Annotated in this window: 10 protein-coding genes; 8 read left to right on the top strand and 2 right to left on the bottom strand. The window is 64.1% G+C overall.

Features of this window, described 5'->3' with window-relative positions; all coding sequences use genetic code 11:
• Positions 1–513: 513 nt before the first annotated feature.
• Both dapA and RM96_RS29655 read left to right on the top strand, forming a co-directional pair.
• Positions 514–1410 (top strand): 4-hydroxy-tetrahydrodipicolinate synthase, encoded by an 897-nt coding sequence (gene dapA, locus RM96_RS29665; RefSeq protein ID WP_039015312.1) that lies wholly within the window; start codon positions 514–516, stop codon positions 1408–1410.
• A gap of 733 nt (positions 1411–2143) precedes the next feature.
• A complete protein-coding gene (locus tag RM96_RS29655; RefSeq protein WP_039015311.1) occupies positions 2144–2665 on the top strand; it encodes a helix-turn-helix transcriptional regulator in 522 nt (173 codons plus the stop codon).
• A gap of 22 nt (positions 2666–2687) precedes the next feature.
• Here RM96_RS29655 and RM96_RS29650 read toward each other — a convergent pair whose 3' ends face one another.
• Both RM96_RS29650 and RM96_RS29645 read right to left on the bottom strand, forming a co-directional pair.
• Positions 2688–3080 (bottom strand): hypothetical protein, encoded by a 393-nt coding sequence (locus tag RM96_RS29650; RefSeq protein WP_152624239.1) that lies wholly within the window; start codon positions 3078–3080, stop codon positions 2688–2690.
• A 79-nt stretch (positions 3081–3159) separates the two neighbouring features.
• Positions 3160–3483, bottom strand: a complete 324-nt coding sequence (locus RM96_RS29645) for a hypothetical protein (RefSeq protein ID WP_039015309.1) — start codon at positions 3481–3483, stop codon at positions 3160–3162.
• 470 nt (positions 3484–3953) lie between these two features.
• Here RM96_RS29645 and RM96_RS29640 point away from each other — a divergent pair, with 470 nt between their 5' ends.
• From RM96_RS29640 to RM96_RS29615, 6 genes are all read left to right on the top strand, one after another.
• Entirely contained in the window at positions 3954–4868 is a 915-nt protein-coding gene (locus RM96_RS29640) for a crotonase/enoyl-CoA hydratase family protein (RefSeq protein WP_039015308.1), read from the top strand.
• A 171-nt stretch (positions 4869–5039) separates the two neighbouring features.
• A complete protein-coding gene (locus tag RM96_RS29635) occupies positions 5040–5978 on the top strand; it encodes a LysR family transcriptional regulator (protein ID WP_052279832.1) in 939 nt (312 codons plus the stop codon).
• Between the two features lie 64 nt (positions 5979–6042).
• On the top strand, positions 6043–7008 hold the full coding sequence (locus RM96_RS29630; protein WP_039015307.1) for a Bug family tripartite tricarboxylate transporter substrate binding protein: 966 nt from the start codon (positions 6043–6045) through the stop codon (positions 7006–7008).
• A 59-nt stretch (positions 7009–7067) separates the two neighbouring features.
• A complete protein-coding gene (locus RM96_RS29625) occupies positions 7068–8303 on the top strand; it encodes a CaiB/BaiF CoA transferase family protein (RefSeq protein WP_039015306.1) in 1236 nt (411 codons plus the stop codon).
• The gene (locus RM96_RS29620; protein WP_039015305.1) at positions 8300–9115 is read left to right on the top strand and encodes an enoyl-CoA hydratase/isomerase family protein; all 816 of its coding nucleotides are present in this window, start codon (positions 8300–8302) and stop codon (positions 9113–9115) included. The genes RM96_RS29625 and RM96_RS29620 overlap by 4 nt, the downstream gene beginning before the upstream one ends.
• 501 nt (positions 9116–9616) lie before the next feature.
• Positions 9617–10477 carry a c-type cytochrome gene (locus RM96_RS29615; protein WP_082016778.1) on the top strand — a complete coding sequence of 287 codons (861 nt, stop codon included), beginning with the start codon at positions 9617–9619 and terminating at the stop codon, positions 10475–10477.
• Positions 10478–10709 lie beyond the last annotated feature (232 nt).

Here is a 10709-nt window from a genome sequence, read left to right as displayed (position 1 = left end):
GGAACATAGTCCCCAATTCCTACCACGTCATAGTGCCGAAATAGCTGGTTAGCCAGCGAGTACTGAAAGTGCTTGCGTTGTTCTCGCACTTTGATCTCTGTCATGGAGGAGGGGAGACCTACACAAGCCCGACCAGCCCGCCCTGCGCAACGCCTACTTCCAGGTCAACATCGATTCGCTCGCCAAGCGCTGGTAAGTCGTCCCCTTGGGGAAGGAAGTCTTTCCAAGCCTGGCTTGACGAGATTGCAGAGAAGCGGATAGATTTACGCAATCATGAGCCGCCGCCCCGCCTCCCTCTTTCTTGATCTCACTGCGAACCAACCGCAGTGGGGCGCGCGCGCCAAATCCAAAAAACAGTCGCTCATCTGACCGGAGCGTGCTGTTCCGTCAGTTGAGCGACGGAACAGCATCAGTGTAGAAGACGGCTTGCCAATCCCTCCCTGACTGTCTTGAGCGCATCTTGCTCTGTCGCTTGCCTGTGCGGTTTCCGAATCGGTCGATCCGGAGCATGCAATGCAAGAAGTGAAGTATCTCTATCGTGGTATCTGGCTACCCCTGGTTACCCCTTTTCGCAACAATGAGGTGGATCACGTCGCGCTGCGGCGGCTAGTAGCCCATTACCGCTGCAGCGGCCTGGCGGGATTGGTGGTGTGCGGCAGCACCGGCGAAGCCGCCGCGCTCGATGAGGCGGAACAGTTGGCCGTTCTGGATACCGTGCTGGCCGAGGCCGGGGAGTTGCCGGTCATGATGGGCCTGGCGGGAAACAATCTCCGGCATGTGCTGAGCCGTCTGGACAGGATTGGCGAACGTCCGCTGGCGGGGGTTTTAGCGCCTGCACCGTACTACATAAGACCGTCGCAGGAAGGATTGAAGGCATACTTTCGCGAGCTGGCCGATAGATCTCGGGCACCGCTGGTGCTGTATGACATCCCCTATCGAACCGGTGTGACGCTGAGCGCCGAAATGCTGCTGTCGTTGGCGAACCACGGCAATATTCGAGGTATCAAGGACTGCGGCGGTAACGCTGAAACCACGCAGGCGTTAATCGCCGATGGCCGCCTGGCCGTCCTTGCGGGAGAGGACCACCAACTGCTTACCACGCTCTGCATGGGCGGCCAGGGTGCAATCATTGCGTCGGCGCACATCCGGCCTGACCTCTTCTCGGCGTTGTGGCGCGCAGTGGCTGACCAGCGCCTGAGCGTCGCCCGCCACCTTTTTCATGTCCTGACGCCGCTGATTCGGCTCATGTTTGCGGAACCTAACCCAGGTCCGGTCAAGACATTACTGGCCAGGCATGGCTGGTTGTCCGATGAACTGCGTTTGCCAATGACATCGGCTTCAACCGCGCTCGCCGAGCAATTGGCGATGACGTGTGAAGCCTTGGCCTCGGTACAGGCAAATGCGTTGTAATTGCGCAGGCTAGAGGTAGGCGTACGGTCAGAGCCGTATGCCTATCAACCAATTCAATCTGACATAGGTGGCTCGTTGATTTTGTCGAAGGCGCTCAACGAGGAACGGTCGCGCCTCATAGGTTCAAGCAGGGCGCATTGGTACTTTGCCTCATGGCCTCTTGCTTTCAGCACGCTGAGACCCTCCAAAGAACGCGGCGAGCAAGTCCGAGTTCCGCATCCCGAGGCCGGCCGTAACTGGTCCGCCATCGCCTACGGAGCTGGCGGGAGGCTCGGTACAGGGAACTCGGCGGCAAGAACGACTCGCCGGCTGAATCGCTGATTCCAGAGTCGTCTCAACGTGGCCTTACATCCATGGCACGACACTTTTCCGATGCACCCGGATTTTGCTTAATTCTGGGTTGTCACTTGACAACCTATGGTTGCTTATCTAGCCTCGGAGATATGAATGGTCCGTGCCAAACACCCTAAGAAGGAAGTTGAAGACGCGCTAAGGTACGCGGAGTCGCAAGGCTGGCGCATTGATAAGGCGAAGGGAAACAGACATGCGTGGGGGCGCATCTACTGCCAGCCCGACGAAAAGGGATGCCGCGGCGGCGAGTTCTGTGTTTTCAGCATCTATAGCACGCCGAAGAGTCCGTTCAACCACGCTGACCGATAAGGCGGATCGTGGACAACTGCTCGTATCGGTACGAGGAAGCAACGCCGCTTAGGCTGCATAAGAGGACCTCGCTATGGAATACTCATTCACCCTCAGATACCAACTGTCGCCGGACGACAACGATCCCGACACGCTGGTCGAACGGCTCTACGAAGCCGGATGTGACGACGCGATCGTAGGAACTGGCGTGGTCGGCCGGATCGCGCTCGCCTTTGACCGCGAAGCCGAATCCGCCAACGCTGCCATCGTGAGCGCCCTTGCCGATGCCCGGCGCGCCATGCCGTCAGCCACGCTGATCGAAGCGGCGCCCGACCTGGTGGGACTCACCGATATCGCCGATGCCGTTGGCATGTCCCGCCAGAACATGCGCAAGCTGATGATCGGCTATCCGGAGTCTTTCCCGGCACCGGTGCATGAAGGCAGCAGCACCCTGTGGCACTTGCGGGATGTTCTCGTGTGGCTGGATCAGCGTGATTACCGGATTGACCCGGTCCTTGTCGAAGTCGCGGCCACGGCCATGCAAGTCAATCTTGCCAGGTGTGCCAGACAGGTGACTCCTGCGATGGCGCGCGAGTTGCGGGCACTGGTGGCGTAACGGCACCATCGCTGGCAACAACTCAAAATCCCGCCCAATGCGCATCCCTGTCCAGCGCGGCCTCGGCCGCTTCGCCAGACTGCCCCATGTAATAGAGGTGCACGCCGATCGCCAGTGAATCATTGCGGATCTCGTGCAGCGCCCTCCAGGCCTGGGCGGGAGCCTTGAACACCAGGTAGTGAGCTTCCTTCCTCACCATCTCCGCGACCTCATGCAGACCACGCAGGTGCAGCGCGTTGACGAGCGCGTCGAGGCTGTGATGCGTGCGGGCGTCGGTGCGCGGGTAGAGCATATGGAGCACGGCGACGCGTTGCGGAGCGATCGTTGCCGTGTACGCCTCGACGATGTCATGGTGATGGATAGCCGTGACGACGTTCTCCGTCGTCGCCTGTTGGGTCGGTAGCATGGACCGCATGATGTTTATTTCCTTGGCATAGGCGATATCGCATGGAGGTCCGGGTCATTTCCAACTTCGAAATGACCCGGGCAGCGCGTCACGCGAGGGCGCCATCAAGATAGGGATCGACGCTGCGCGCCGGCTCCGCCGAGACGCCCGTCCGGTCCAGGCCGGCCATGGAGCGGGCGCCGTCGTAGAACGGATCAACCTTGCGTGCACCGTCGTTATATGGGTTGCGCGGCTCCTGTACCGAGCGCGCACCTTCGGTGTACGGGTCACGTGCATCGCTGACGGAACGGGCACCGTCCGTGAACGGGTCGCGTGCGCCGACGTGAGACAGCCCGGCGGCCTGTGCGCCGGCGGCGGCGGCAACCAGGGCGATGGCGAAGACAAAACGCTTGGCGATGTTGGTGGAGGTCATGATCGATTTCCTTTAGCAGTTGGGTTGAGTGCAGGTCCGGCGGAGGCTGCTGGTTGCTGCTTGCCGCGGGGCCATGGAAAGCATTAAAGGCGTTCGATGTATCGCGCCTGTAGCAGGGGTGGGTCGACTTTGTCGGAACGCGTATCGATGCCGCAGCGTGATACAGAGCGGTACAAACACCCCATCCGGGAATGCGCTTGCGTGATGGATTCTGCACGGACGCGTACACATGCTTTGCGGCGCTTGCCATGCGAAGACGCTGGCTTGCCGCGGCTGTCATATAACAACACCATCCAGGTGCTGGATTTATCCCGGGTGCGAGAGCATGGCCGGGAGGCAAGCCTTTCGCGGTAACGGGCTCCGGTATGCCGGACCTGGAGTGTGAAAAGTCGGGCGGCGATGACGGTCAGGGATGACGGTTCCGCTCGCCGCGTATTTGTGAGTCTTGTTCTAACCACCCGGAGCCAATGATGCCAACGTTTTCCACTCTGATGATCGGGCAGGACCCCGATGCCCCGCGTGTCGCACGTCTGCTGCTGAACCGGCCCGAGCGGCTGAATGCCATCAACGATGAGACCCCGGGCGAGATTCGCGCCGCCGTCGAATGGGCGCAAGCCAACGACGAAGTCCACGTGATCATCGTGGAAGGCGCCGGCAAGGGCTTCTGTGGCGGCTACGACCTGGCGCTGTTCGCCGAAACGTCGGGGGAACATCCGGCCAAGCAAGAGGCTTACCCCTGGGACCCGATGGTCGACTATGCCTACATGAAACAATGCACGGACGATTTCATGAGCCTGTGGCGCTGCACCAAGCCGACGATCGCCAAGGTCCACGGGCATGCTGTCGCCGGAGGCAGCGATATCGCGCTGAGCTGTGACCTGCTGGTGATGGCCGAGGACGCCCGCATCGGCTACATGCCCACGCGCGTCTGGGGTTGCCCGACCACAGCCATGTGGACCTATCGTCTCGGGCCGACGCGCGCCAAGCAGATGATGTTCACGGGCGACACGATTGACGGAAAAACCGCTGCTGCCTGGGGGCTGGCCAACGAGGCGGTCCCGGCAGATGAACTCGACGCTGCCGTGCTCAGGCTGGCCAATCGCATCGCCGGCGTGCCCCGTGGGCATCTGGCCATGCACAAGCTCGTCGTGAACCAGTTCATGCAGGCCGCCGGGCTGGAGCAGGCCCAGACGCTGGCAACCGTATTCGACGGCATTACCCGGCACAATCCCGAGGGGCTGTGGTTCCGGCGCTATGCCCAGGCGGAAGGCTTCAAGGCTGCCGTGCAATGGCGCGACAGCGGCAAGCCGATTCCTGAGGGCGATGAAGCGCGCGAGCAGATACGACAGCTCGAGAGAAAGCTAGGGCACGGCGGCGGGCGCTAGCCAGCGCAGATGGCCGACACGCCAGGGAAATGCGGGATGTCCGCGCTTGCTGACGCCGCTTGATATGTGGAGAATAGGGCGACCGCATGCCAAGGCGCCCGTAACGGTTCCGTCTCTCCCCAATCGGTCGCTCGCCCCTCGCAACAATGCCTGCTTAAGCGCCCGACCATCGTGACGTTTCCGCCGCCCGTGCGCAGCAGCCGGCTGCACTTCGACCTGACCACCGTTCAGCTTTTTATCGCGGTGGCCGATTTCGGCAGCATCACCCGCGGCGCGGGGCGCGTGCACCTGGCACCGGCGGCCGCATCGCGGCGCATCCTCGAACTGGAAGCCCAACTCGGCGTAGCCTTGTTCGAACGTCTCCCCCACGGCATGGCCCTGACCGAAGCCGGCCGCGCATTGCTGGCCCACGCCCGTGGCATCACCCACACCGTCCAGCGCATGCAGGACGACGCCGCCTCCTTCATCGGCGGCGACCTGGGCGTGGTGCGCGTGGCCGCCCCAAAGTCCGCGGTCATCCAGTTCCTGCCCTTCGACATCCAGCGCTGCGCCACGGCCTGTCCCGGCGTGCGCATCGACCTGCAGGAGATGAACAGCCTGGAAGTCCAGCAGTCGCTGCGTCGCGGCACCGTGGATATCGGCATTTACGAAGGCAGCCTGGGCGTAGTCGAGCTGCCGACCGAGCCCTATCGGGATGACCGGCTGGTGCTGGTGGTGGCACGCGGTCATGCGCTGGCCCGGCGCCGCAAGGTCGCGCCGGAAGACGTGCTGGACTGCGACCTGATCGTGCTCGGCGAGAGTTCGGCGATCTCGACCGTGCTGGAGCGGCAGGCGGAGGAGGCCGGCCGCGTGCTGCGCATGCGCATGCGCGTGAGCGGCTTCGACAGCATTGCCGCGCTGGTGGCGCAGAACCTCGGTGGCGGGGTGATGCCGGAGGCGATTGCGCGCGAGGTGGCGGGCGGGAGCCGCTTCGTACGGCTGCCCATCGCCGCACCCTGGGCGCAACGGCAGTTTGTGCTGTGCCATCGGCCCCATGGGACACTGTCCTCGGCCGCGCTCGGCGTGCTGGCGGTGCTTGCGCAAAACGCGAAACCAGAATCCCCCAAATAGCGATAGCCGGCGGCGCACGCATTGCGGATGATGGGCTCCATAACGATGACGACGGAGACACGCAATGCACCGCAGGCAATTCATTCTCGCGGCTGCGGCCGGATTGGCGGTGCCCGGCCTCGTGCGCGCTGCCGACATAGCCGGGCCGGTGCGCATCGTGGTGGGCTTCGCGCCGGGCGGCGGTACCGATGTGCTGGCGCGCGTGATCGGGCAGAAGCTCGGGGTGATGTGGAACACCAGCGTGCTGGTGGAGAACAAGCCCGGTGCCACCGGCGCGATCGCCGCCGCCTACGTGGCCAAGCAGCCGCCAGACGGCACCACGTTGCTGATGGCGCATGTCAACAGCCACGCGATTGCCCCGGCGCTGCTGGACGTCAAGTACGACCCGCGCACCGACTTCACGCCGATTTCGATGGTGGGTGTCACGCCGAACATGCTGACCTGCCGTCCCGAGCAGAAGGTGCGCACCGTCAAGGAGATCGTGGCGCTGTGCCGGCAGCGCCCGGGGCGCGTGTCCTTCGGTTCGTCGGGCATCGGCTCGGCGCAGCACCTGGCGCTGGAGATGTTCCGGCTGCAGGCCAAAATCGACGTGGTGCACGTGCCTTACAAGGGATCGGGCCCGCTGATCGCTGACCTGCTCGGCGGCCAGATCGACTATGCGTTCGACACGATGACCGCCGCCACCCCTTTCATCCAGCAAGGCAAGGTGATCGCGATCGCGCAGACCCGCCTGCGGCGCGCGGCGAGCCACCCCAATGTGCCGACGCTGGCGGAGTCTGGCTTCCCCGGCCTGGACGCGGCGTCGTGGTACGGCCTGGTGGGCCCGAAGAACATGCCGCCGGCGCTGGTGCAGCACATGAACGAAGACGTCAATCGCGTGCTGGTCATGCCCGACGTCGCCGAACGGCTCAGGAGCTTCGGCGCCGAGGATTCCGGCGGCTCCAACCAGCAGTTCGGCGCCTTTATCGCCTCCGAGTCGAGCAAGTGGGCCAAGGTCGTGAAGGACGCCGGCGTGAAGGCTGAAAGCTGAAGGCCGGGAGCCGTCGCGCCCGAGCACGCCAGCCCATCCATTTTTCCAGGAAGTACCCCATGACAGATTCCAGCGATTCCCGCGCACAGGCGCCTGCATCCACCTTGCCGCTTTCCGGCGTGCGCGTGCTCGACGTCAGCCAGGTCATGGCCGGGCCCTACGCTTGCATGCTGCTGGCCGACCTCGGCGCCGACGTGATCAAGATCGAGCCGCCCGAGGGCGGCGACCAGACGCGCGGCTCCATGGGCTTCAAGATGAAGGGCCCGGACAGCATGGGCTTTCTCAATATGAACCGCAACAAGCGCAGCGTCACCCTGGATCTCAAGACCGAGTCCGGCCGGCAGGTGCTCTATCGCCTGGCGGAAACGGCCGACATCCTGGTGGAGAACTACCGCCCCGGTGTAATGAAGCGCCTGGGGATCGACTATGAGACGCTCGCCAGGATCAATCCGAAGCTGGTCTACTGCAGCATCTCGGGCTTTGGCCAGAGCGGACCGTGGGCGGGGCGGCCCGGATTTGACCTGATGGCGCAGGCCATGTCGGGCGTGATGAGCGTCACCGGCTATCCGGGCGGCGCACCGGTGAAGTCGGGCGTGCCGGTGGCCGATATCGGCTGCGCGCTGTTCGCGACCTACGGCATGCTGGCGGCCTACATCGGTGCGAAGGACACGGGGAAGGGGCAGTACGTCGATGCGTCGCTGTTCGATTCCGCGCTGGCGTTCTCGGTGTGGGACACCTGCGAGTACTGGGGCACGGGCCGCGAGCCCGAGCCGCTGGGCACGGCCAACCGCATGAGCGCGCCCTACCAGGCGATGAAGGCCGCCGACGGCTACTTCGTCATGGGGGCCACCAACCAGAAGCTGTGGCAGCTGCTTTGCCAGACGCTCGACCGGCCCGACCTGCTCGAAGACGAGCGCTTTGCCACCGTGGCGCTGCGACTGGCCAACCGGCACGAACTGATCGCCGCGCTGGAGCAGAGCTTCGCCGAGCACGGCAGCGACTACTGGATCGAGCGCCTGCTCGAAGCCGGCATCCCGGCCGGGCCGATCCTTACCTACCCGCAGGCCTTCGACAGCGAGCACGGCCGGCATCGGCAGATGCGCATCGAGATCGATCATCCGATCGAGGGCAAGGTGCCCAATATCGGCTTCGCGGTGAAGATGGGCGGCACGCCGCAGCAGGTACGGCGTCCGCCGCCGCTGCTTGGCCAGCACACCGGGGAAATCCTGGCCGAGCTCGGGCTCTCGAAAGACGAACAGCAGTCGCTGGCGGTCGCCGGCGCATTCGGCGCATGAACGCCGCGCTGCCGTCAGAAGGCGGTCCGGGCAGCGACGGAGAAGTCAGGCTCACGGTGCAGGGGCGGATCGCGACGCTGACGCTCGACCGTCCGGCCGCGCGCAATGCGATGACCTGGGCCATGTACGCGCAGCTCGCCACGCATTGCCGCACGCTCGCTGCGGAAGGCAACGCGGGCGCGCGCGTGGTGGTGCTGCGCGGCGCAGGCGGCGAGGCCTTTGTCGCGGGCACCGACATCGCGCAGTTCCAACAATTCTCGAATGGGGACGACGGGGTTGCCTACGAAGCGCGCATCGACGAGGGCATTCAACTAATCGAGCAACTGCCGATGCCCGCCGTGGCGGTCATCGAAGGCTGGGCAGTGGGCGGCGGCCTGGCCATCGCTACCGCCTGCGACTTTCGGGTGGCCACCCCCAACGCCCGCTTCGGCGTGCCGATCGCGCGCACGCTGGGCAACACGCTGTCGGCGTTGAACCTCGCCAGGCTGCGCGCGGCCTGGGGCTTGCAGCCGCTGCGCCGCATGCTGCTGCTGGCCCAGATCCTGGATGCCGACGCCGCGCTGGCATGTGGTTTCCTGGAGGGCGTTTATGCTGCCGAGGCGCTGGAGGGCGAAGTCGCTTCGCTATGCGACCGGCTTGCCGCGTTGGCGCCTGTTACGCAGACGGTCGTCAAGGAGGCGTTGCGGCGGCAAACCGTGGAAGCGGTGGCCGATACGGATGACCTGGTGCGGTTGTGCTACGGCAGCAGCGATTTTCGCGAAGGAGTGGATGCGTTCGTGAGCCGGCGGCCGCCGGTATGGAAGGGGAGTTGAATGTCGGGAAGCGGGATCACGCCTCAGCTTTCCCAGTCCGCACCGCATCGCCCGCAGGTGCTCCCCGTGCTGCCTCCTGCCAAGTGGCAGGCGGCGAGACCACGGAAGCGTAGTCCCGCAAGATCACCGGGAAATCAACGTCCTTGGAGCTGTATCGCTTGATCGGAATACCGGCGGAGGCAAGGACTTCATTCTTTTACCTGTCGCGCTTCTGGGCCCCCGCGTCCCGGTGCGAAGCGCCGTACAGCTCGATGACTTAAAGCGGCCGCATCGCCACCTGGCTTGCCATATCCGCCTTCCGGTTCAATGAAAATTCGGCATCAGCGCTTCCGCCGGCGGCCACCAATTCCCCCTCTCCGGAGGGGGATCACGCAGGCAAGCGGGCGATCGCTCCGGGCATGTCCTCCCCTGTTTGGAGGATTCCATTCAGGCAGGATTTGCCGATACTTCACCGGAGCCACTCCGGGCCGCCTGGCCTGGAATCGGAACAAGGGGGGAACCATGGCGATGCTCTTGCGATTGGCCGCAGGCTTGCTTCTGATGTCTCAGGTTGGTGCAAGCAGCGCACAGGACCAGGCGCGCATCGCGCGTGGCAAATACCTAATGGAGGGGGTGGTGGCTTGCGGCAATTGCCATGTTGCCCGGGCGGAGAATGGGGCGCCGGTCTTTTCCAGGGGCTTGTCAGGTGGCATGGTCTTCGATGAGCCGCCGTTCAAAGCCTACGCGCCCAACATCACCCCAGATCCTGAAACAGGGATCGGAAAATGGACCGATGCACAGCTCGGCAAGGCGATCCGGGAAGGCATCCGGCCGGACGGGAGCATCATCGGTCCGCCGATGCCGATCGAGTTCTACCGGCGCATGTCTGACGCGGACCTGGCAGCGATCATCGCTTATCTGAGGGTGCAGCCGCCCGTGAAGAACGCCGTCAGGAAGTCCGAGTACCGCATCCCGTTACCGCCAGACTACGGTCCGGCCGTGAAAGACGTTCGCGCGCCTTCTCCCAGGGAGACGATCAAGTATGGCCAGTACCTCGCCGATATCGGCCATTGCATGGAGTGTCACACGCCGCGGGATGAAAAGGGCATGCTGGTGCTCACGCGCCTGGGCGCTGGCGGCCAGGTGTTCAAAGGACCCTGGGGCGAAAGTGTGGCACGCAATCTGACCCCGCATGAGAGCGGGCTCAAGGGCTGGAGCAAGGAAGAGATCGCCCAGGCAATCCGAGGCACAGGCAGGAACGGCTTTCATTACAAGCCGCCCATGGCGTTTGATTGGTACAAGAACGTCAGTGGCGCCGACATGAACGCGCTGGTGGCCTACCTCGGCTCGCTGAAGCCGCAGCCGTTCGGCGGCAAGGAGTAACCGGCCCGGCGGCGTCGCCTGCAGAACCGGGCGAAGGCCCGGCACGAGTGGCGGCTACGGCCTCGGGGACGGTAGTGCGCTCGGTGGGCGATGCGACGCTTCGATACTTCCGCTGTCGCCTACCGTTCCGTCAGACTTGCTCATTCCTGCTCAAACAGGAACAAAGCTGACTTTCTGCTTCACTAAGGCCGGTTTCGCCATCGTCTTGCGACGATGGCCAGCGCCTTCCTCT

This window comes from Cupriavidus sp. IDO, from assembly GCF_000812465.1.
In the GTDB taxonomy this organism is placed as follows: domain Bacteria; phylum Pseudomonadota; class Gammaproteobacteria; order Burkholderiales; family Burkholderiaceae; genus Cupriavidus.
This window is presented reverse-complemented; position numbering and strand designations above follow the sequence as displayed.